This window comes from Bradyrhizobium sp. Tv2a-2 (assembly GCF_000472425.1).
Classification (GTDB): Bacteria; Pseudomonadota; Alphaproteobacteria; order Rhizobiales; family Xanthobacteraceae; genus Bradyrhizobium.
This window is the reverse complement of record NZ_AXAI01000025.1, coordinates 67,037-88,676: the sequence shown is the minus strand read 5'-3', so window position 1 is coordinate 88,676 and position 21,640 is coordinate 67,037. Positions and strand designations below refer to the sequence as shown.

At 58.4% G+C, this 21,640-nt stretch carries 18 protein-coding genes and 2 pseudogenes; 16 read left to right on the top strand and 4 right to left on the bottom strand.

The annotated features are described in order from the left end of the window. Nucleotides 1-149, bottom strand: a pseudogene (locus A3AI_RS49570) (IS256 family transposase); the annotation flags it as partial. 730 nt (nt 150-879) lie between these two features. Here A3AI_RS49570 and A3AI_RS44085 point away from each other — a divergent pair. The 7 genes and pseudogenes from A3AI_RS44085 to A3AI_RS44070 all read left to right on the top strand — a co-directional run bounded on the left by A3AI_RS44085 (nt 880) and on the right by A3AI_RS44070 (nt 9,148). Next, nucleotides 880-1,563, top strand: a complete 684-nt coding sequence (locus A3AI_RS44085) for a response regulator transcription factor (protein WP_036050701.1) — start codon at nt 880-882, stop codon at nt 1,561-1,563. Nucleotides 1,564-1,650: 87 nt separating this feature from the next. Continuing rightward, nucleotides 1,651-2,048, top strand: a pseudogene (locus A3AI_RS44080) (response regulator transcription factor). 2,088 nt (nt 2,049-4,136) lie between these two features. Beyond that, complete coding sequence (locus A3AI_RS0134830) at nt 4,137-5,618, top strand: acetyl-CoA carboxylase biotin carboxylase subunit (RefSeq protein WP_024519972.1); 1,482 nt, start codon at nt 4,137-4,139, stop codon at nt 5,616-5,618. A 1-nt stretch (nt 5,619) separates the two neighbouring features. Beyond that, the gene (locus tag A3AI_RS0134825; protein WP_024519971.1) at nt 5,620-6,123 is read left to right on the top strand and encodes an acyl-CoA carboxylase biotin carboxyl carrier protein subunit; all 504 of its coding nucleotides are present in this window, start codon (nt 5,620-5,622) and stop codon (nt 6,121-6,123) included. Nucleotide 6,124: 1 nt separating this feature from the next. Next, nucleotides 6,125-7,732: an acyl-CoA carboxylase subunit beta gene (locus tag A3AI_RS0134820; RefSeq protein WP_024519970.1), complete on the top strand. Its 1,608-nt coding sequence runs from the start codon at nt 6,125-6,127 to the stop codon at nt 7,730-7,732. Between the two features lie 528 nt (nt 7,733-8,260). Then, on the top strand, nt 8,261-8,803 hold the full coding sequence (locus A3AI_RS44075; RefSeq protein WP_036050697.1) for a hypothetical protein: 543 nt from the start codon (nt 8,261-8,263) through the stop codon (nt 8,801-8,803). Between the two features lie 69 nt (nt 8,804-8,872). Continuing rightward, nucleotides 8,873-9,148 carry a hypothetical protein gene (locus A3AI_RS44070; RefSeq protein WP_036050694.1) on the top strand — a complete coding sequence of 92 codons (276 nt, stop codon included), beginning with the start codon at nt 8,873-8,875 and terminating at the stop codon, nt 9,146-9,148. A 235-nt stretch (nt 9,149-9,383) separates the two neighbouring features. Here A3AI_RS44070 and A3AI_RS0134810 read toward each other — a convergent pair whose 3' ends face one another. After that, on the bottom strand, nt 9,384-10,298 hold the full coding sequence (locus A3AI_RS0134810; protein ID WP_198030299.1) for a LysR family transcriptional regulator: 915 nt from the start codon (nt 10,296-10,298) through the stop codon (nt 9,384-9,386). Nucleotides 10,299-10,522: 224 nt separating this feature from the next. On the opposite strand from A3AI_RS0134810, the gene A3AI_RS0134805 reads away from it, so the two are divergent. From A3AI_RS0134805 to A3AI_RS0134780, 7 genes are all read left to right on the top strand, one after another. After that, the gene (locus A3AI_RS0134805) at nt 10,523-11,596 is read left to right on the top strand and encodes an aromatic ring-hydroxylating dioxygenase subunit alpha (RefSeq protein WP_024519967.1); all 1,074 of its coding nucleotides are present in this window, start codon (nt 10,523-10,525) and stop codon (nt 11,594-11,596) included. A gap of 10 nt (nt 11,597-11,606) precedes the next feature. Continuing rightward, nucleotides 11,607-12,614, top strand: coding sequence for a PDR/VanB family oxidoreductase (locus A3AI_RS0134800; protein ID WP_024519966.1), 1,008 nt, complete (start codon nt 11,607-11,609; stop codon nt 12,612-12,614). 1,107 nt (nt 12,615-13,721) lie between these two features. Beyond that, entirely contained in the window at nt 13,722-14,735 is a 1,014-nt protein-coding gene (gene trpD / locus A3AI_RS0134790; protein ID WP_024519964.1) for an anthranilate phosphoribosyltransferase, read from the top strand. Nucleotides 14,736-14,750: 15 nt separating this feature from the next. After that, a complete protein-coding gene (trpC, locus tag A3AI_RS0134785) occupies nt 14,751-15,569 on the top strand; it encodes an indole-3-glycerol phosphate synthase TrpC (RefSeq protein WP_024519963.1) in 819 nt (272 codons plus the stop codon). Continuing rightward, nucleotides 15,569-15,781 carry a hypothetical protein gene (locus tag A3AI_RS48295; protein ID WP_156928079.1) on the top strand — a complete coding sequence of 71 codons (213 nt, stop codon included), beginning with the start codon at nt 15,569-15,571 and terminating at the stop codon, nt 15,779-15,781. The genes trpC and A3AI_RS48295 overlap by 1 nt, the downstream gene beginning before the upstream one ends. Before the next feature lie 233 nt (nt 15,782-16,014). Continuing rightward, entirely contained in the window at nt 16,015-16,269 is a 255-nt protein-coding gene (locus tag A3AI_RS44065) for a hypothetical protein (RefSeq protein ID WP_036050690.1), read from the top strand. Between the two features lie 190 nt (nt 16,270-16,459). Continuing rightward, on the top strand, nt 16,460-16,984 hold the full coding sequence (locus A3AI_RS0134780) for a flavin reductase family protein (RefSeq protein WP_024519962.1): 525 nt from the start codon (nt 16,460-16,462) through the stop codon (nt 16,982-16,984). Here the strand turns inward: A3AI_RS0134780 and A3AI_RS50370 are convergent. After that, on the bottom strand, nt 16,944-17,315 hold the full coding sequence (locus tag A3AI_RS50370; protein WP_156928084.1) for a hypothetical protein: 372 nt from the start codon (nt 17,313-17,315) through the stop codon (nt 16,944-16,946). The genes A3AI_RS0134780 and A3AI_RS50370 overlap by 41 nt on opposite strands. Before the next feature lie 435 nt (nt 17,316-17,750). Between A3AI_RS50370 and A3AI_RS49565 the strand changes: the two genes are divergently transcribed. Then, nucleotides 17,751-18,125 (top strand): sulfite exporter TauE/SafE family protein, encoded by a 375-nt coding sequence (locus A3AI_RS49565; RefSeq protein WP_245287022.1) that lies wholly within the window; start codon nt 17,751-17,753, stop codon nt 18,123-18,125. A gap of 77 nt (nt 18,126-18,202) precedes the next feature. Here the strand turns inward: A3AI_RS49565 and A3AI_RS49560 are convergent, their stop codons facing one another. Beyond that, a complete protein-coding gene (locus A3AI_RS49560; RefSeq protein WP_156928078.1) occupies nt 18,203-18,478 on the bottom strand; it encodes a hypothetical protein in 276 nt (91 codons plus the stop codon). A 1,525-nt stretch (nt 18,479-20,003) separates the two neighbouring features. On the opposite strand from A3AI_RS49560, the gene A3AI_RS0134765 reads away from it, so the two are divergent. Beyond that, nucleotides 20,004-21,539 carry an acyl-CoA synthetase gene (locus A3AI_RS0134765; RefSeq protein WP_024519961.1) on the top strand — a complete coding sequence of 512 codons (1,536 nt, stop codon included), beginning with the start codon at nt 20,004-20,006 and terminating at the stop codon, nt 21,537-21,539. Nucleotides 21,540-21,640 lie beyond the last annotated feature (101 nt).

The following is a 21,640-nucleotide window of genomic DNA, read 5'->3' as shown; positions in this document are numbered from 1 at the left end:
AGCTCGGACGTGCTGGCCAGAAACGTGTCGACCTCGATCTCGACCGCCCTGGCGAGCAGGTCGCGCGCCCCGGCGCGGAGGATATCGGTCAGTGGATCGTCAACCGCGGAGGGCTGACGAAAAGCAAAAACGTTGGTAGTCTCGGTCATGGCGTATCGCTCTCCTTGAGGTTCTGGCAGGCTCGACACCCGCCTCGATACGCCGCCTCTCTCAACCCGTCATCACCCAGTTTCGGCCATAGCTCCGTGTTCGCTGGCGATGACCATTGCTCGCTGCCTCCCCAAAAGCAGCGGCGGCACAGCGGTCAGGGCCAGACGCAATTGGATCAGAGGCTTAATCCTGAATGGCAATACGTACGTACGTATGCCCCAGTCCGACGACGCGTGCGAAAGTCGCAAATTCTTACCTCTGGCCGATCTTCGACATTTGACGTATTTTTCAGAATATTGCGAAAAAATGGGCGTGGGCGGTCGGTTGGGCGGACCTTGGCTCCCTCACCTCAGCCTTCCGAAGGCGGCCGCTGTGCAGCGCGGGATCAAGGCCAGACCCATTGGTCTTACTGCTGACAAAGCGGCGCCAATCGGAACTGCATGGCGAGGCGAGGAAACTCCTCAAGGATGCCGGGATAGCCGCGGGAACCGGCAGGATTATCGGAATGCATATGGGTCTAACGAGCTCGGCGGTGTCAGGGAATACGGGGAAAAGATTTTCCCCGCGCAATCTCAAAAAGAGTACCGTTTTCACGGCCACGCGCGGCCGCGAGATTGGCGATCAAATATCCGACATGACGGAGGGTACGGCGCGACCGGCCCTCTTCTTGGGCCGCCGATTTACTGGTGGTATTGGATCCGACAAGCAGCTGAATAAAGAGGTTAGATCGTGACCGAGCGCTCCGACTCACGGACCACAGCCGCGAACGCTGAGAAACCGGGTGGGGAAGCGATCGTCTTTATTGTGGACGACGACGTTTCGGTACGCCGGTCGCTCACGAGCCTTCTTCGATCGGTGGGACTGGACGTGCTGGCATTCGGGTCCGCCCAGGAAATGCTCCAGAGCAAGCTCCCGCACAGCAATAGCTGCCTCGTTCTTGACGTCCGGCTGCCGGGATTGAGCGGACTTGAGCTGCAGAATGAACTGGCCAAGTTGAACATTCACATTCCAATTATTTTCATCACCGGGCATGGCGACATCCCGATGAGCGTGCAGGCCATGAAGGGCGGAGCGGTTGATTTTCTGACCAAGCCGTTTCGCGATCAGCAGCTGCTTGATGCGGTGGTCGCCGCGATCGAGCGGGATCGCAAGAGGCGGGAAGCCGAGACGGCAACCTCAAAATTGCAGTCCCTCTTCGATGCCTTGAGCCCACGGGAGCAGGCCGTTTTGAAACTGGTGGCTGCGGGGCTCATGAACAAGCAAATTGCCGCAGAAATGGGGCTCGCAGAGATTACCGTGAAGATCTATCGCGGACAGATGATGAAGAAGATGGGTGCGCGGTCCGTGGCCGCCCTGATCAGAATGACTGAGCGACTGGGTATTCAGGCCAGTCATTCCGACGCACAAACCTAAGTATGATTTTACAATCTCGCCTCTTATGCACACTTTCGCCTCAAGCGGCTATGCTCCGCCAGGCGCGCTTGCGTTGAGAGGATCGTTTTGTCCACGCCTTCGATTATTTCTGTTGTAGATGATGATGCCTCGGTACGTGCTGCAACGAACAACTTACTGAAATCGCGCGGATACATCGTCCATACATTTGCATCGCCTGAAGAGTTTTTACGGTCGCCACACTTGAACGAAACGTCGTGCGTGATCACGGATGTGCAGATGTCGCCGATGAGCGGCTTGGAGCTTCTGATGCATGCGCGAGCTCAGGGGAACGATACGCCGTTCATTTTCATCACTGCCTTCCCCGACGACCAGGTTCGCGCGCGCTGAGCGCCGGAGCCATTTGCTTCCTGGCCAAGCCCTTCGCCGGGCGGAAACTGATAAAGTGCCTCGTCACCGCGCTGCAGAGGCCACGTATTCCGAGGAACGAACGGCCGAGCCCATAATTCGTAAATCGACTCTCATCCTCTGCTTGCTCTGTTCTGCCGGATCGCGCTTCAACAGGCTATCAAACTACTGAGATCGGACACGGCGTCTGACCCAGAGAACTGCTCTCGACGCGAGCGATGAGTCATGACATTTTGAATCGAGGCCTCGACAATCCCGACCGCGTTTCGAGGATACGTCTCTGCATTGAGATCCAGGACCGGCGCCACTAGACCAGCGAAGGCGATTGGCCCGGTATTGCGTCAGACACGGGGAATTGCAGTCCAGGAAAACGCCCGACGCACCTCCCGGGGGACAGCAGGCGTGTCGGGCGTCAACCTTCAAGGTTGAGCATCGACTCGACGCAGGGAGGAGCCCGTGTCGATACCAATATAAATATAATTGTAGCAAATAATGTGCCGCCTGCCGGCTCGCGATGCTTGCTCCGGCGGCCACTCGTCCGCCAATATTCCGTAATGATCGTACGTCAATTCGCGCGCGCTCTGTGACAATGTCGGCCATCTAACAGACCGCGCCAGGTATCGAACAAACGCGTCCCAAGACTGACTAGCCGGATCCGATCCTCCCCTCGGCATCTTATGCGTTCGTAAACATCGCTTCGTTCCCACGATCTCCTGACCTTTAGATAGGACCGTATCCTCTCAACGATTGGCTTATGTCTCGCGCCTACGCTTGACCTTACATTCGAGTCGAACGCAACGGGCCCTTTTAGAACTGATCAGAAGAGAGAGCAGGCCGCAACGAGATTGAATTTCAATGCAGCAGACAGGACACGATCATCATCGTCTCTAGCGCGCTGGAGCATGGCAATTTCCACCGATAGCGAGGTGGAACCCGCAACCATTGCAGTCTGAGCCTCGGAGTATTCACTTAATGGAGGCCGGCCCGACCAGCACGGCGTGATCGCACCAGGCTTTTGCGTCTGGGTGAATATATATTTCGCCGAAGTCAGGACGTAGGGTCGCGCCTCCACAATCTTTCAAGTTCGGCTCGTCGAGCTCGAGGGGCGCTCTTGGACGCGGTTAATTTGTCGCCGCAACGATTGCCGATCCAGCCGTGAGGCATGCGGACTTTCGCATATCAAGGCAATTCTGCCCAAAGGGACTTGAATCGTACGTAGCGTAAGATTGTACGATTGGTAACAGCAACATCGGTCGTGTCGACCCCTCGCCTCCAGGCAACATCATCGCGAATGATTCAGATTCGAAGACTGCGGCAAGCCCCCATCAAGACCGAGGCATGTGCATTGCAACGCCAGAGGCGCACACGACCGAGGCCAGCGGTTCGCTGGAGTCAGTACGGATCTCACGATCCGTCGCGAGGCTATGAGTCACGTGAATCACGTCATCCTAGAACGTCATTGTCTTCCGCAGTTCACCGGCACCTGAGCCGACCCTTTTCGTTGTTGCCCGGGCGCCATTGGAAGCGACGTAGACGTGGACGTTTCCATGGTTGCGATCATCGATCCACACCTTCGACAGGCGCGCCGGTTCGCAAGTACGCTTCCGCGGCCGTCGATACCCGAACCCTTCTGACATGCTTTCCGCCAAAGGGGGCATATCGCGCTCTGCACAGGAAGAGTGGCACCGCAAGATGTACCGATCTCAAGAGGTTATCGTGAAGCGAAAACAGCGAACGCCTGGACCTTGGCTTTTCAATACACATTGTCTTGCAACGGCTGTTGCAATTGCGACGGCACAAGTCGTGTTGAGCAAACCCGCTGCCGCGCGGGAGCGGGCGGCGAGCGCCGAGGAGCGAGAAGCTTGTACGCCGGACGTATTTCGCCTCTGTAGTGGTCTCATACCGAATGCCGACGCAATCGGTGCTTGCCTCAGAACCAAGTCTTCGAGCTTGAGTGAGCCATGCCGCCGCGTAATCACAATCCGAGACAATGCCAAGGACAGGGCGGGATCGAGGTGAGACGCTGCCCGTAAATATCGCTTTACCGGCTCATGCCGGGACGATCCAGCTTGAGCTGAAGGCGAGCGACGGGCCACTCGACGTAGAGACCTGAACGGGAGCATTCGATTGTGGCGCCCCCAAAGCGGTCGCGGAAGACAGGGGCCGATTCTCATGAAATTGTTTGGATGACCAGCGTATGCGCCAATTACCCCTTTGATACGATTTTGATCGCCAACAGGGGCGAGATCGCCGTACGCATCATCAAGACGTTGCGTAAGCTGGGGCTTCGTTCTGCAATTGTCTACCACGAGATCGATGCGGGGACGCCGGCCGTCGCTATGGCGGATACGGCGATTGCTATTGACGGACGAACGCCAATTGCGGCTTATCTCGATATCACGCAAATCATTGCCGCCGCGCACAAAGCGAACGCGGGCGCAGTTCATCCGGGTTATGGATTTCTATCCGAGAACGCGGCCTTCGCTAAAAGCGTGGTAGCGGCAGCGCTTACGTTCATCGGGCCGGCTCCCGAAAGCATCGAGCTGATGGGCGACAAGATCCGAGCCCGCAACTTCGTTCAGCGGAACGGGTTTCCGGTCGTTCCCTCGGCAATTGAAGAAGACGATCCGGCGACATTCCTCTACAGGGCTCGAGCCATGGGAGCTCCGTTGCTGGTGAAAACGTCGGGGGGCGGTGGCGGCAAGGGCATGCAGATTGTGAGCGACCTCGGGAGGCTGGAGGATGCAATTGCGCAGGCACACAGTGAGGGCCAGCGATACTTCGGCGATGGGCGACTTTATGTAGAACGATATATCGAAAACCCACGCCACATTGAAGTACAGGTGCTTGGTGATTGTTTCGGAAACGTGGTGCATCTATTCGAACGGGAGTGCTCGGTTCAGCGTCGTTTCCAGAAAATCATCGAGGAAGCGCCCTCTCCGGCCTTGTCACCCGAAATGCGGAAGCGGATTTGCGAAGCCGCCGTCGGCATAGCTCTTGCCGGCAGATATCGCAACGCGGGTACTGTTGAATTCATCTTCGACGGAGCACAGTTTTATTTTCTCGAGATGAACACGCGCCTCCAGGTCGAGCATCCCGTGACCGAGATGATCACTGGCATCGACCTCGTCGCCGAGCAAATCCGTCTCGCAGCGGGCCACGCACTTGGATTCACGCAGCCCGACGTCGTACCGAACGGCCACGCGATTGAGGCCCGGCTGTATGCGGAAGCTCCGAAGCGCGGATACGCCCCGACGACCGGCAAGGCCACTGTGCTGGAGTACCCTGGGGGCAACGGGGTTCGGATCGACAGCGGCATCTTGCGCGGCCAGCAGATCACGACAGCATTCGATCCAATGCTGGCAAAAATCATCGTGCATTCATCTACGCGCCTTGAAGCCGCGCTAAAGGCATATCGCGCGATGCGAGAGCTGGTGCTGCTCGGCTGCGAGACAAACGCGAGTTTTCTTATGCGTATTCTCGCGGGTGAGGCATTTCTGAGCGGAGACATCCATACGGGATATCTCGAGCAAAACCCACACCTTGCCGCGGGCGATGCGGATTTATCTTCATTCCTTGCGACCGCCGCCCTCTTGACAAGAGAGATCCGAGAGTCGGCAGATGCCGTGCCCGAGCTTCACGCAGCAGTAGGCAGTTGGAGAAATTGACGTGAAGCACTCGCTTGAGACGAATGGCATCGAACATCAGTTGTGGCTTTCACGCTGCCGGGGCGGTTATCGCCTCTCTTTAGGTGATAAGGTTATCACCTCGGTCGCGTTCGCCCATGAAGGCGACGGCAGCGGCGTCCTCAGCATCGAAGGCGAGAGCCTTCCGGTCAGGTTTCTTATCGATCGCGATATCATCCACATCAATATCGGTGGAACAACACGGGTCATTCGCTACGTCGAGCCATTAAGAGCGCGCTCTTGCGCTTTCGCGCAAACAAATCATCTTGTTGTTCGCGCACCGATGCCAGGCATTGTCGTTGCGACTAAGGTATCGCCCGGTCAACTCGTTTACACCGGCACTCCATTGATGGTGATGGAGGGCATGAAGCTGGAAACGATCATCCGTTCTCAGCGAGAGGGGGTTGTTGAGCGTATTCATTTCAAAGAGGGTGAGAATTTCGAGCGGGACGCTGTCCTCGTTTCATTATCCGAGGGCGTTTCCTGAAATGCAGAGGATCATTTCTCTCGCCGATGTCAAATCCGAGGACTTTCGTCTCAACGCGGCGCACAATAGGGCGCTGGTCGCCGAACTGAAGGAGCGCCAACGAGCCGCCCGCTTCAACCGTCCGGAACGAGATCTTGAGCGTCTGCGACGGCAAAACAAGATGTTTGTTCGGGATCGGGTCGAGGCCTTGCTCGATCCGGAAACTCCGTTCCTCGAGCTTTCGACGCTCGCCGCGAACAAGGCTTACGACGGAGAAGTTCCTGGTGCAGCGCAGGTCACCGGCATCGGCATAGTTGCGGGTCGCGAGGTGATCGTGCACGCCGATGACGGAAGCGTGAAGGGCGGAGCATGGTATCCGCTATCGGTGAAGAAGATCGTTCGGGCCTTGGACATAGCGATCGAGAACCGTCTGCCTGTCGTTCATCTGTGCGATTGCGCGGGCGGCTATCTGCCTCTTCAGGCGGAGTTCTTTGCGGATCGCTACTACGCGGGTCGAATATTCCGTAATCAGTCTATTTTATCGAAGATGGGAGTTCCGCAGGTCGCCATCGCAATGGGGCATTGCACCGCGGGAGGGGCCTACGTTCCGGCTCTCAGTGACTATAATATTATTGTGCAGGGTACGGGAGCAATCTTTCTCGGTGGCCCGCCGGTCGTGAAAGCGGCCACTGGCGAGATCGTGTCGGCGGAAGAGCTTGGCGGCGCCGACATGCATACTAGTGTGTCGGGAACGGGCGACTACTTCGCCAGCTCCGAAATGCATGCGATTGCGATTGCCCGCGATGTGATTGCTCGTTTGCATCGTCCCAGCAAAACATCGATTGATCTGGCCGCTTCGGAACCGCCAGCCTATAATGCTTCCGAACTGTACGGCATCATTCCTAGGGATGCTCGCGTGCAGTTCGACATGCGGGAGATCATCGCTCGCTTGGTCGATGGCAGCCGCTTCCACGAGTATCAACCACGCTATGGCCAGTCTCTGGTCTGCGGCTTCGCGCGGCTTCACGGATATCAGATCGGGATTCTTGCCAACAACGGCGTACCCGTCAGTGATAGCTCGCTGAAAGGCGCCCACTTCATCCAGTTATGCGACAAGAATCGGACGCCCCTGCTCTTTCTGCAAAATATCACTGGTTTCATGGTCGGCCGCGAATACGAACGCGGTGGCATCACCAAGGATGGTGCCAAGCTGATCATGGCCGTTTCTGGGGCCTCTGTGCCTAAATTCACGGTCGTTTGTAACGGATCGCACGGTGCCGGAACCTACGCAATGGCAGGGCGCGCTTTCGATCCGCGGTTTATGTTCACCTGGCCGCAGTCTCAGACATCTGCAATGGGTGCCGTGCAAGCCGCGGGTGTACTCACCCATGTCAAAGCAAGACAATTGGCGCGAAAGGGAGGGCGGCTCTCGGAGCGGGAGCTGGAATCGATCCGGGCGTCGATTCTCGAAGAGTACCTGGATCGCTCGAGCGCCTACTACGCGAGCTCCGAAATCTGGGACGACGGCATCCTGGATCCGGCCGATACAAGAAACGCGTTGGCAATCGCCCTGAGCGCCTCGCTGAATGCTCCCATCGAGACACCACGTTATGGCGTTTTCAGAATGTAGCGCTCGCGCCAGACTCGAGGCGAGATATAGGAGAGATTGAGTGACTACCAATGATACGAAAGCGAATTTGCGCGCGATCGCGGGATACCGGACGAGGTCTCATGACAACAATGAACGGCACGCGCCGGTCCATTTGGGGCACTTCGTGCGCCTTCCTTCTCAATATGTGGGTGCACAGCAGGCCGCGACAGCCGCATCCGCTTTCAATATGGGCTCGCGTCGACATTCTCGAAGATGCCGGAAGAAGAGACAGCGTTAAGACCAGTCTTGTCGGCGAGGAACCACTAATGCGCAGTAGATGCAGACGACTTAAGCTGCATCGGGCGTGAATCCAATGTGCCACACCGTGATCGATGAGCTGATGCCGACATGGAAATCAACCAACGCGATCCGCGGTCTCGAAACGAGCAATCGATCGGTTCTGGAAGCCAATCGACTTCGCAGGGGAATCGAAGAGATCCGTTCCCTCCGCCCTGGCGCGACGCGCCTAGCGACGATGTTGTTCCCTCAACGGACCAGGAGTTTTTCGTGAACACTCCCGACAGACAACTGCACTTCGAAAATCAGTGGGCGCACGAGGAGATGGTGAGCGATGCCAAGCTGCGTCAGGCGCCCCACTTCGAAGATGACAAGAGCGCGGAAGATCGGAACGCCGGATTGCGCAACTTCGTTAGCAGGGCAGCGGTTGAATCGGCCGACGCTACGCTGCGCGCCCTCATCGTGGTGAACTGTGGAGCTGCTCTGGCGGTGTTGGCTTGTCTCGCGCCCTTAGCGGCGACAGCGAGGATGAACTTCGGCTTCATCAGCGCCATCTCGCTGGCCACTCTCCACTTCGGGTTGGGCGCCGGACTGGCCTTACTCGCGATGGTGGGCCGTGCCGCGGCTGCACTTGATGCGAAGTTCGGCACTTCCGAGCCTCGGCGAATGCAAGGCATGCGTCGAGAGCGTGGCGCCAAGGCCAGGCGCGTGTTCCGGATGTGCACGGTAATATCGGCGCTCGCCTCGCTGGTGCTATTTGTCTGTGGGCTGTTCCAGACGGCCTCCTCGATCACCATGCTTGTGCGAGGGTGAATGTCCATCACGGGCGTTAACCGATACGAACCGAGGCCACGAGCAAAAACGCGTTAGGAGCAAAGCCGCATGCTGTGCCCGAAATGTAGCGCCAGCGACTGGTGCGAAATTGCATCGCATGATCCATGGAGCGGCCGAGCGGTAGTCGCCTGCAATCTTTGTGGCGAGTATGTCGAGGATGGCTTCGCCGAACGCGAGAAGGTTCGGTCCATCATTGCCGACGCCCTTTCGCCACACACCGTACCCGGCGATCAGGGCGGCACGCTTGCGCTTGCGAGCAGAGTGATGGAGGCACTCGAGAATGCCGGGCTTAAAGTCGCCCAGATCGGAAGTCGTCGACTATAAGATGACCTGGCGTGTGGCTTCATGGTGACGAGCGCCGCCTCGATATTGATGCCTTCCGGCAACGGATTCACGCGTTGAAGTACGCGATGTCCAGTACTTCCGGGCGGGAGCGATTGTGTTGCGCCTATAAAATTGCCAGGCTCAAGCAGGATCATCCAGATGGCCGTTGAAGATCGAGGATAACTCGCCGGGAGGCGAAGAAACGAAGAAACACCCGCGCGGTCGGTCGGGAGATTCAGACTATGGTGCCGCCGCTGCCGCGGCTGCGTTCCAACGATACGGCGAGAGCGGCCTCGTACGGCAGAGCCCCCGCAATCCGGGCTATGAGTTGCCTCAGCCACTGGTGGGCGGCGGAATGATGAGTCCGAGACGTCCAGGTCATGCCGATTTGAAACGGCTCCGGAAACGGACACGACGTTACCACGACTGATTTGGCGATGTTCGGTGCGATGCGGCTCGGCACCGTCGAAATTAGATCCGTGCTGGGAAGAATGTGCGTGAGATCCGAGATGCTCGGCACAGCGATCACCTGGTTGAGCGAGAGGCCTCGTTCATCGAGCCCTCGCAGGTAGCCTGACCGCCAGGTTCCACCATAGGTGACAACGGCATGGCTCGCCTTGACATAGTCGTCGACGCGCAGCGTCCTGCCCGCGAGCGGATGATTGCGGTTCATCACACATACATAGTGGTCATCCAGCAGATTACGATGATAAAGGCTCTCTTCATGCACGTCGTAGGGGCCGACGAGAAGATCGGCCTCGCCGCGTTTGAGGTACGCGACGCCTTTGGCACGTGCGGTCTTGATCTCCACGACCAGTCGGGGCGCCCGACGCCTGAGCTCGGCAATTGTGCGAGGCAGAATGATCGAGCGTTCGTAATAGTTGCAGACGATCGTAATCCGTCCGGACGCGCTTGCGGGATCAAAATCTGGAGGCTGCACGAGAGCCTCGAATGCTTCGAGGAGGCGGCCGGCCGATTCGACTATCTCGGCGCAGCGGGGCGTTGGCGCGATTCCGTCCCGCTGGCGCACGAACAGCCTATCTCGGAAAGCCGCGCGCAGCCGATCCATGGTGTAGCTGATTGTCGATTGGTTGGTGCCTAACGCTTCGGCGGCCTTCGAAAAGGAGCCCAGCTCCGACACCAGGCGCAAGGTGCGGATCGCGGCAAAATCGATCGCGAATGGATCCCAGTCCTTTGCCATCGGCTCAGTTTCTCCATCAGGAAAGCTGCAACACCATATCGAAAAAGTCGATAGGGATTATCAACTCTGGCTGATTGTCCGATAACTACTCTCAATGCAATCTGTTCGAGCTTGAGGATCGAGACGGCAGGCTCGCGAAACCGCTCGGCCAAACCATGGAGACACGCTGCCTCATGAACGCACACAAGCCTTTCCCGCTGAACGCCTGGTACGCGGCCGCATGGTGCCGCGAGATCGAGCGCAAGCTTTCCGCCCGTACCATCTGCGGCAAAAATGTCGTGCTTTACCGCCAAACTGACGGCGCTGTTGCCGCGCTCGAGGATGCCTGCTGGCACCGGCTGCTGCCACTATCGCTCGGACATCTCAAGGGCGACGACGTCATGTGCGGCTACCACGGGCTAGTCTTCAATTCGGCGGGCCGCTGCTCCTACATGCCTGCGCAGAAGACGATCAATCCGTCCGCCTGCGTGCGCGCCTATCCCGTCACCGAGAGGCATCGCCTGGTGTGGCTATGGCCCGGCGATCCAGCGCTTGCGGACCCTGCGAAAATTCCGGATTTTCACTGGAACGATGGCACGCAATGGGTGGGCGACGGCGGCACGTTCTATCAGCTGAAATGCGACTATCGCCTGGTGATCGACAACCTTATGGACCTGACGCATGAGACCTATGTGCACGCTGGCAGCATCGGGGACGAGGCGATCACGGCTGCGCCCTTCGATGTGACTCACACCAGGGAGACGGCAACGATGACGCGCTGGATGATTGACATAGAGCCGCCCCCGTTCTGGGCGCGCCAGCTCGGACGGCAGGGTCGCGTCGATCGCTGGCAGATCGTCACGTTCCAGGCACCGTCGGTCGTGGCGGGTGACGTCGGCGTGGCGCTGACAAATACGGGCGCGCCGCAAGGCGATCGCGCGCACGGTGTCAATGGCGCCTTTTTGGCGGCTATCACGCCCGAGACTGAGACGACCTGCCATTATTTCTGGAACTTCGTCCGAAATTACAACAGGCATGATGGGCAACTGACGAGAGAGCTCCAGCTCGCCCACGTCAACAAGGGAGCGGGTGTCTACGACCAGGATCACAGGATTTTGGAGGCGCAACAGGTCGCCATCGACAAGAACCCGCGTTCGCCATTCTACGATCTCAACATCGATGCCGGTGCGCTCTGGGCACGGCGGCTGATCGAGCGGATGACGGCCGACGAACGGGTCGGCGCGATCGCAAACGTTGCGGCCGAGTGAGCAAAAAATCATGGCCAAGCCGATAGACTGGATTAGCGCACGCCTTTGCGCCACGCACGAGCTCACTCCTGACGTCCGTCTCTTCGAGATCGAGCCGGACCAGCCGTTCGTTCCGGCGACGCCCGGCAGTCACATCGATATCTTGGTGCATATCGACGGCCGCTCGCAGCCGCGCAGCTACTCAATGATAGGGCATTGTGCAGACGGGCTCTATCGCATCGCCGTCAAACGGGTCGCATTCAGCCGGGGCGGCTCTGCCTGGATGTGGCGCCTGACGCCGGGCGAACGCCTTACGATCTCCAAGCCGAGCAACAGCTTCGAATTGAGCCATGGCCGGCCAGAATATTTGCTGCTGGCCGGCGGCATTGGCATCACGCCGATCCACGCGATAGCGCTGGCGCTGAAGCAGGCGGGCGCAAATTTTCGTCTGCTCTATGCCGCGCGTACCCGCGGCGGTCTGGCGCTCGCGGACGAGCTTGCCGGTCAGATAGGCGAACGGCTTTCTCTGTTCGTCAGTGAAAAGGGACAGCGCGTTGATATTGCTGCCGAGATCGCTAGACTGGATCCGCGCGGGGAGCTCTATGTGTGTGGCCCATTCGGCATGTTGGACGCTGCTAAACACCTGTGGCGTGAAGCGGGAAGGCCCGCGGCGCACCTCCGCTACGAGACGTTTGGCAACGCCGGCAATCTTGCAAACGCGCCGTTCAAGATCAGGATTCCCCGATTGGGTCTGGAAATCGACGTTCCTGCCAACCGGTCCATTCTGGAGGCGCTTGAAGATGCGGGCGTCGAGATGATCTTCGGTTGCCGGCGCGGAGAATGCGGCCTTTGTGTGCTGCCGATTCTGGAGACGCCGCCTCGGATCGATCATCGGGACGTGTTCTTCAGCAGCGAGGAGCGGGCGACGAACAGCAGGCTCTGCACCTGCGTTTCGCGCGCTGCCGGCGACCACCTAACAATCGATACGCCCGATCGAAAGCCTACTCACCTTCACCACCCTGGTATCCCCGCGTTGTAGGGGTTTGAGCAACATGTCTCTGTAGACACGTGTCGGCACATTGAGCTCGCGGTCGAGATCGACCGCCTTGCCGCCTGCCCAGGACCCCCATACATTGACGCACTCCAAATCGAGCGGCACCGATCCCTTCGTCGCGGGTCATGACCCGTGAATTCGAGATTTATTTAACGGTATCGAAAGGCATCGCCCAGCCGTGTTTCCCGGCGGGTTCAGCGGCGGTGCGCCGCCGGTGCGCAATGGAGGCCGGCAAGGATCCTGGGCGGCGTGTCCACGTAAGGGTCAGTGATTGAACAAGCTGGCTTTCGAGCCACAGGCCGGCGCAAGAGTCCCTTATAACTCCCTTATAGTATAGTTCCCTTATAATAATGTGTGCGTGCGACGGACCGTCGCGAATTGGGTGCTTGGAGCCCATCGTCCGGCTCAAAACATTCCGGACAGCGAACGAACCTACGCGCCCGGCCCGGCACTGCGGTTCGTGCGTTTGCAGGACGACAGACCTTGATAACCTTGCCGGGTCTCCATTCGATTATGTCAGGCCCTGTCTCGCCCGGACACGCTAAGCCGAGCGTTCGGGTATGATCGGCGTGTGGCGACGCCGCTCACCTGCCGATCAGGCAGCTTCGATGTCGGTCTGCCAACAATCACCGCCCTTGAACATCAGCGAACGTGATGGTCGCGCAGTCAATGCGACAGTGCTCGCAGCCGCACTCGACAGTTCCCTTGTTCGACGTTTCATCTCCCTACGTTGTCCGAAGGTTAGCGGCGTTGACGCCAATTGTCTTAGCTGCGCGGGAACATGAACTCGCAAGGAGGCACTTGAATCTCACGTTGCGTGAGGTTGTAGGCTCGGAAGTCGACAAGGATCGATCGAGCGGTCGGTTATTGCTGCGAACAAGTTACGGGCACTCGTTTGAAACATATAACTGAAGTCTGCGCGTTTCGTCTGCGACACCATCAATATCATCGAACCACTGGACTCGGCCGAGAAGGAGAAGCGGAAGCTGACCTGCAAGGGTGTCCCGAAGGGTCACTCCCGGTTGCTTGATTGTTTCAAGCAACATCCGCTCGGTGGTCAACAACGATGTGAGCATTGCTCGAAAGCAGGAAATGCACGATCTCAAATCCGTCATTGGCAAAGTTGCTACTGGTTCAACCTTGACCAGCCAGGAGGCGGCATCGGCCTTCGACAGCATAATCTCCGGCGAAGCTACACCTTCGCAAATCGGTGGATTCCTCATGGCATTGCGGGTGCGTGGCGAAACCGTGGAGGAACTTACCGGCGCAGCGTCGGTGATGCGGAGTAAAATGCTCAGGGTCAGTGTACCGCACGATCCTGTCGACATTGTCGGCACGGGCGGCGATGCTTCGGGCTCAGTCAACGTGTCCACCTGCGCCGCTTTCATCGTAGCCGGAGCGGGCGTGCCAGTGGCCAAACACGGCAACCGCGCGGTGTCGTCGCGCTCGGGCGCCGCCGACGTCTTGGCGTCACTTGGCGTCAGGATCGACATCACACCTGAAGGCATTGGCCGCTGTGTGCGCGAAGCTGGGATCGGTTTTATGTTTGCACCGGCCCATCATGCGGCCATGACGCACGTCCGCTCGACCAGGGTCGAGCTCGCAACCCGTACCATCTTCAATCTGCTCGGACCATTGTGCAATCCGGCCGGGGTGAAACGACAGTTGGTCGGAGTGTACTCGCGGCAATGGGTCAAGCCGCTGGCGCAGGTGTTAAGGAATCTTGGCGCTGAGTCGGCTTGGGTCGTGAACGGGTCGGACGGACTCGATGAGCTCACCCTCAGCGGGCCCACGTTTGTTGCCGCGTTGGAAAGAGGCGAGATCCGAACCTTTGAAGTGACGCCGGAAGAGGCCGGCCTCCCCCGCGCCAGCAGCGCGAAGCTGAAAGGGAGCAATGCAGCAGCGAATGCGGTCGCGCTTCAAATGGTACTTGATGGAACTACAGGCCCCTACCGCGATGTCGCGCTTCTCAACGCAGCCGCCGCACTGATCATCGCCGGTCGGGCCGAGACCCTGAAGGAAGCCGTTCTCCTCGGGCAAACGTCAATTGATAGCGGTGCCGCGACAGAACGGTTGAAACAGCTGATCGCTGTATCGAACGCCTGATAGCGGATCTGCCCGATGTCCGACGTTCTGTCCAAAATAAGAGCCTACAAACGCGAAGAGATCGCAGCTGCCAAGCGCGCGCTGCCGCTGTCCACCCTCGAGGCGCTCGCACGCAGCGCATTGCCTCCGCGCAGCTTCGTCAGCGCTATCCAGAAAAAGCACGCCGCGAAAGAGTATGCTCTCATCGCCGAGATCAAGAAGGCCTCACCCTCCAAAGGCATTGTCCGTGCCACGTTCGATCCTGCTTCGCTAGCAAAAGACTATGAAGCGGGCGGCGCCGCCTGTCTTTCAGTCTTGACGGACAAGCCGTCCTTCCAGGGACACATTGACTTTGTGGCGGCGGCGCGCGCGGCGACCCGTCTGCCGGTTCTGCGTAAGGATTTTATATTCGACACGTATCAGGTCTTGGAAGCACGTGCTCACGGCGCCGACTGCGTCCTGATCATCATGGCCGCGGTTGATGATAGCGCGGCCCGCGACATCGAGTCCGCCGCGCTTCTGCACGGCATGGACACGCTGATCGAGATCCATGATCACGAGGAGCTCGAGCGCGCTCTCAGACTTAGATCGCCTATGATCGGAATCAACAACCGAAATTTGCGCACATTCGATACGACTCTCGCAGTTAGCGAAGTGCTGGCGCCCCTTATCCCTAAGGACCGCCTAATCGTCGGCGAAAGTGGCATCTCGGTGCCTGCCGACCTCATGCGGCTTTCACAGGTTGGCATCTCGACCTTCCTGGTCGGTGAAAGCCTGATGCGGCAGACCGACGTGACGGCCGCGACCCGTTCGCTGCTCTTACGCGCCGCCACAGTTCCAAGTGGAGAATGCTGATGGCCGGACAATCTCAGTCGACGTTTGCTCGCTCCAAACGCGGCTCCCCACGAACGATGTTGACGTTTCGTCCGGAATGGCACCGCAACCACGCTCAGACTGCACAGCGCTTTGAAAATCAATTGCGTGGGGTTCGATCCACGCCGGTTTGTGCATTGGCGGGCGAGCCGCGAACAAAGACGATTAAAGACCTTGATGATCGCTCGCATTGATGTGCCGCGCATCGGCCTGAACAGGAGAAACTCATGCAAAGCTGGGGAACTCGAGCTGGAGCGCCGCCAGGCCGCTCCAGAGTATCCCGCTTGTCGTCTGCAGTGTGCCCGGCTTACCCGAACCCAGCTAGCTGGTCGGGCGCTTAACAATCGCCGCTCGGATCGCGAGAGCCGGCGGCGGCCCGCCAACAACAACCCGCGCCTCCGCAGTATCGCGCCAAAGGAGACAAGCAATGACATCTTGGCAGACGGTCACAGTGCTTGGATCTGTTCAACAGATCAACCGCATGTTTGAGAAGCTTCGAGAGATGATCGATACGGAAGTTTCGATCCCGCCTGAGCTGAGGGCATCGTTGCACGCGACACTGAACAAGCGTCTTTACTGTGCAAGAGAGCGCCTTTTCAAGCAGTACGGGCGTCCATCGCCATCGGAGCTGTTACGTGTTGAAGGTGAGCACTCAACCCGTACCGACGCTGAGCCAGGCTAACTCATCGAGCCGAGCGCCAGTCCCCCGGGAACCGGTATCGTTCCTTGCATATGGAGCGGTCACGCGCTCTATCCCGGCGATCAATTTCAAGTTGCGCCTGACGCCGAGCGAAACGTTTGCGGTCCAATACTTTCGTAACCTCCGCATTCAAGCAAGTATTCGAAGTCAAACACCACTCTGGAGCCGGGCTATGAACTGTCAGTTGCCTTCCGAGAAGAGTGATATTCAGTCCATCGAAGCGGTCGAATTTCGCAAGGCGATGGGAAATCTGCCCAGCGGCGTGGCCATTGTAGCGACTGGGATGGCACTGGGCCGACGTGGACTGACAGTGAGTTCTCTCAGCTCGATCTGCATGGAGCCGCCCTGCTTGCTGGTCGGAATTCATGGCGGTTCCGAGACTCACGATGCGATACTGGCCAACGGCGGTTTTGGCGTGAGTCTTCTCCACGGCGATCAAGAGGATCTCGCATTACGTTTCGCCGGCCGAGATGGTGCCAAAGGCGCCCAGCGTTTCGATACGGCCCCCTGGAACCAGGGTGTCATCGACGTACCGATCTTGCAAAGCGCAGCTTACGCGCTCGAATGCGTCTTACATCGACATCACCGAGTGGGCACACATGGCATCTTTATCGGCCGGATTGTCGCGACGCGAGCGGGTCAAGGCAATCCCCTGGTCAACTTTCGAGGCGAGCTTCGGGCGTTATTGCCCGGCTGAAACCAGCTGCTTTCCGGGCAGACGGATCGAACTGTGGCCGTCCCATGTTCGCAGCGACGATATGGAGCCAAGCAATGATCGTGGAAGACTTACCAGAAAGCGGCGTACAACTGACCGATCCTATCAACTTTCGCAGTTTCAAGGTGGTCTTGAAAGGAGCACCTACAATCAATTCTCCAGACCTGCGAGGAATCACGCTCCTTGACCAGGACAAGGCCCTGGTTCCTATTGATCTAGTGCCTACCCTGCCGGGACGCCCAAGGACGACCAACGGTGGGACACGGGCTGCACGAAGATGATCGCAACCGCTCGCGAGTGCGGCTGGATCGATGTCGAAGCAAACGTGATTCGCGCATACATCGAAACAATGGACGTATCAGACAAGCTGTAGCTTGCTGCGAGACAGGTTTCGTCGAAAGCTACCGACGGTGGATACATCCCACAGCGTTTCCCCGAGCGAAGAAAGTGCTCAGGTCATCTGAAGGCGTTCGACGATCCTGCGGTGACGCTGTCCCACACCGCAGGTCCTCAAGAGGGCAGCGTTCATCGCGGTCCGGTTCACGGGCGCACCGCTCACGATCCCACCGGTACGGTGGCAGCTTGCCTAGGTGGCGGCCTTATCCGCCCAGGCGGCGACCGCTCTTCCGCAGCGGCTCCGACCTTAGGCACTAGGGAGCTACGGCCATGTTCGCTCTGCTGATCGGCGTGATTTCATTGCTGTACGCGACCGTAGGCCAGGCCGGGGGGGACGGCGTTCTTGGCATTGATGGCATTCGCCGGCTTTCCTCCCACGCAGATGCGCCCCACCGCGCTCGCGCTCAATGTGATCGCGGCGGCGTACTCGACTTGGGTCTTCAACCGGCACAAAGTGGTCGACTGGCAAAAGCTGCTGCCACTGCTTTTATCATCGGTTCCAACGGCGCTCGTCGGCGGGTCCATCGTGCTCAATGAAGGTGTATACAAAACCACGACGGGACTGGTTTTGTTGTTGGCCGGAGCGGCCACGATCTTACGGCGGAATAACACCGACTTCCTCGATCATGAGACCCCGGTTTCGGGAGCTTTGATCGTTAGCGCGGTTGTCGGACTGGTTTCCGGCCTGACGGGCGTTGGCGGCGGCGTCTTCCTCACCCCGTGCTGATCTCTTTGCACTGGGCCTCTCCGAAGCAAACGGCCGCTATATCGGCGCCCTTCATCCTGCTGAATTCGACCGTTGGCCTAGTCGGCACACTTTCTGCCGGACAGCTCCCCTCGCCTGGCCTCTTCTTCTACGCCCTGGCTGTGCTGGCCGGTGCCGTCATGGGAACTGCGATTGGCCTGAGATGGTTGGGGCAGGCACTGACAAGAGACATTCTCGCCGCCATACTTTTGGTGGCCGGGATGCAGCTGTTCTTCTGCTAACCGCTTAGGGCTGAGAAGAGTGGCCGGAAACTGTAGAATATTCGGATCATTGGCCAGTTTTTGATGGATAAAATGACACGACATTGAGTTCACGTGCGATCCCACAGTTCTTCATTTCGACAAGAACCAGGAATCGGCCTGAAGGGCCAGTTGCGAGCACATCATTGCCGGTTGTGCCGCGAGTTGCGCATTTCCACATGCCGGGCCCAAAGGGCCTTGAATCGCACGTAACGTCAGATTGTAGAGTTTTAGAGTAATGAGTCCCCGGGCCTGACGTGCCCGGATGGGCATAGAAGAGATCATGGAACGAATTATCATTGTGCGGCGCGCTCTTGTGCTCGTGGTCTTGGACGGAACAGCTGGGAGAACACCTGCTTGAGCAAACTGAGGTCGACTTGATTTGGTGCATCCATTCGCGCGAGCGCTAACATACGCGGCCGCGCCAGCGATGGACGCGAAGGCGGTTTTGGCGAGGCCGATAGTCACAGGGATATCCGCCGCTGAACGAGTTAGTATGGCCCCTCTCGGCCTCTCGATGTGCTGTGGTTGATAGATTCTTGCTTACACATGTTCCTCCGCTCTTTACGCAACCGCGATAGCATCGGGGCGATGCCGAGCCTAACCCATTCTTTGAGGTCTGCGGTATGAGGTCCACAATTCAATGTCGCGCCACGCCACGGTGCTTTCGGATTGGGACGTTTGACCTGCGTTGGTGTTCGCGCGCCTTTTGGCAGAACGCACAGCAGCCGTGGGTAGGTCGCGAGGCTTGGGGGCCGCAATGATGGACCGAAGCGGCACGTCCTTCGCCCGTTACCGGCGCGTACCCGCAGCGGCTCGTGGGGCGTACGGGGTCCGCTGGACGGCACGAGCTTCTCAACTGCGCTTGCGCTGCAATACGCGACAACTGGCAATCTCCTCCGATAGTGCTCATGCCTCAGCCATAACTCATCGAGCGGCATGCTTTTATTCGGATGACCCACCCGGTCGACATAAACAAAGGAAGGACTGGCCGCCCGCAACAGCGCCAGACGATCTTTGCCTCCATTGTCGGTCTGATGATCGGCGCGACGTTGAAACAAATTGCCAAGTTTCCCGGAGTGGCAAAGTGAAAGAACCTGACGGCTCCAAGAAGGTCTTGCTGGTTGATCACAATAAAGGGCAATGCCGGGCCGTTGTTGGCTTCAAAGATGAAGATCCCGGGGCCGCCTATATGTGCGGGGAGCCTGTGCGCAGAGGAAGACGCTGGGAATCGTCATGGTGCGCCTATCACCATGAACAGATGCACGTACCACCATGGCTAGACGCGCGTAGTCCTCGTCGAGCAAAGCTGGATAGGTAAACGATCGTGGATTGCGATCAGTACCTCCAGAATACTTTCGCCTCATAGAGACCTGACCGACGGGGCTGCACTGAATATGTCAGAGGTAACGTTGTGGTTAACCATCGTCCGGAACGCACAATGACCACAAAGAGAGTTCGAATGGCATCCGTCTTGATGCCCGCGAGCACACAGCGAGCCGGCGAACCCGCACTCGCGGTCAAAGACGGCGGGTTCCTCGCCTAGACCTCACCGAGAGTGGCCACTCTTCGACACAGTCGAATGGATGATGACGTGACAATGACTCTATGCACGTTGATTGAACGCAACGCCCAATTCTCTCCCAACAAAGCCGCAATCCATTTCGAGGGCCAGACCCTAAGTTACGCCGCGTTCAACCGACGCATCGAGCATGTCGCACGCGCACTAAGAAGTCAGCTCGGCGTCGAGAAGGGCGATCGAATCGCGATTCTGAGCCTCAATCGACCTGACTATCTCGCACTACTTTATGCTTGCGCGCGGCTGGGCGCGATCCTGGTGCCATTGAACTCCCGCCTCGCAGTCGCCGAGCAGCTCTTTATTCTGTCGAACGCCACTCCCAAGGTGCTGGTGCTTGAACGGGCATTCAAGCAGCTGCTACCGACCTTGAGAGAGCAACTGCCGAATACTTTCGTTGTCGGGCTCAATTTTTCGCCGCTGGGCGGAAGTAAGTGGGATGGACTGCTGGAACGGGGCCGAGGCGACGGTCGCGATCCTAACGCCGATTTGTCCAGCCCACTTCTGATCGTCTACACATCAGGCACCACAGGCCGACCGAAAGGCGCCGTGCTGCGACAGGAGGCATTGCTGTGGAATGGCGTCATGAGCCAGCATATGCATGACCTCACCTCGGCCGATCATATTTTGACGGTTTTGCCGTTATTTCATGTCGGCGGCCTCAACATCCAGACTACGCCGGCTTTGCATCACGGCGCTACCGTGAGCATTCATGCACGCTTTACGCCGGAGGACGTGCTGGCTGCGCTTGACCGCGATCGACCAACGCTGGCCCTCCTGGTTCCTACGATGATTCGGGCTCTGACTGAATGCTATGCGTGGTCAACGACGGATCTGTCTTCGCTCAAGGCGATTTCGACTGGTTCTGCAATGGTGCCAAGTGACCTGATTAGACGGCTGGTCGATCGCGGTGTAACAGTACTGCAGGTTTATGGGGCCACGGAAACCTGCCCTATTGCGATCTATATGAGACTCGGCGGCGATCTCTCGCGCGAGGGCTCGACAGGCCTCCCCGGCCTGTGCTGCGAGGCGGCAATCATCGATGAATCCGGCAATAAGCTGCCGCGAGGTCTGCCAGGCGAAATCGCGGTGCGCGGTCCCAATATCTTCAGCGAATATTGGGGCAACGACCAAGCCACGCGGGAGGCGCTGTGCGACGGCTGGTATTGCACGGGCGATATCGGCCGGCGAGATACCGATGGTTACTTCTGGGTCCATGATCGCAAGAAGAACATGATCATTTCCGGCGGAGAAAACATCTATCCGGCGGAAGTCGAGCGTGTCCTTGCGCAGCACCCTGATGTCGCCGAATGTGCTGTCGTCGGTCGCGCCCATTCACGCTGGGGAGAGGTGCCGGTTGCCTATGTGATTGCGCGACCCGGGGCGCGGAACGATGCTGACCTGCTGACCGCGCATGTACAGTCACAGCTCGCTCGCTTCAAAACGCCGCGGGAAATCATTTTTACCCAGGAGTTACCGCGGACGGCACTCGGCAAAATTCAACATTTCATGCTCAAGGAGTTCGACGCATGCTCGGCTCGGGACGGCAGCCGGAATTGAACGTTTTGAGTGCCGGGAAAGAACCACAATGCTTCCGTCCCATGCGCAAGTGGTCTTGCGCGGCGCGACGAAGCGGTCCCTTTCGGCTTGTCAATTTAGGC

Excerpts from the sequence above, each read along its gene's own strand:
- A3AI_RS44065 (WP_036050690.1), top strand. The coding sequence starts at position 16,015 with ATGACATCTTGGCAGACGGTCACAGTGCTTGGATCTGTTCAACAGATC.
- A3AI_RS0134765 (WP_024519961.1), top strand. The coding sequence starts at position 20,004 with ATGACTCTATGCACGTTGATTGAACGCAACGCCCAATTCTCTCCCAAC.
- A3AI_RS0134780 (WP_024519962.1), top strand. The coding sequence starts at position 16,460 with ATGAACTGTCAGTTGCCTTCCGAGAAGAGTGATATTCAGTCCATCGAA.
- A3AI_RS0134805 (WP_024519967.1), top strand. The coding sequence starts at position 10,523 with ATGAACGCACACAAGCCTTTCCCGCTGAACGCCTGGTACGCGGCCGCA.
- A3AI_RS48295 (WP_156928079.1), top strand. The coding sequence starts at position 15,569 with ATGGCCGGACAATCTCAGTCGACGTTTGCTCGCTCCAAACGCGGCTCC.
- trpC (WP_024519963.1), top strand. The coding sequence starts at position 14,751 with ATGTCCGACGTTCTGTCCAAAATAAGAGCCTACAAACGCGAAGAGATC.
- A3AI_RS0134800 (WP_024519966.1), top strand. The coding sequence starts at position 11,607 with ATGGCCAAGCCGATAGACTGGATTAGCGCACGCCTTTGCGCCACGCAC.
- A3AI_RS44070 (WP_036050694.1), top strand. The coding sequence starts at position 8,873 with ATGCTGTGCCCGAAATGTAGCGCCAGCGACTGGTGCGAAATTGCATCG.
- trpD (WP_024519964.1), top strand. The coding sequence starts at position 13,722 with ATGCACGATCTCAAATCCGTCATTGGCAAAGTTGCTACTGGTTCAACC.
- A3AI_RS0134830 (WP_024519972.1), top strand. The coding sequence starts at position 4,137 with ATGACCAGCGTATGCGCCAATTACCCCTTTGATACGATTTTGATCGCC.
- A3AI_RS0134820 (WP_024519970.1), top strand. The coding sequence starts at position 6,125 with ATGCAGAGGATCATTTCTCTCGCCGATGTCAAATCCGAGGACTTTCGT.
- A3AI_RS49565 (WP_245287022.1), top strand. The coding sequence starts at position 17,751 with ATGGCATTCGCCGGCTTTCCTCCCACGCAGATGCGCCCCACCGCGCTC.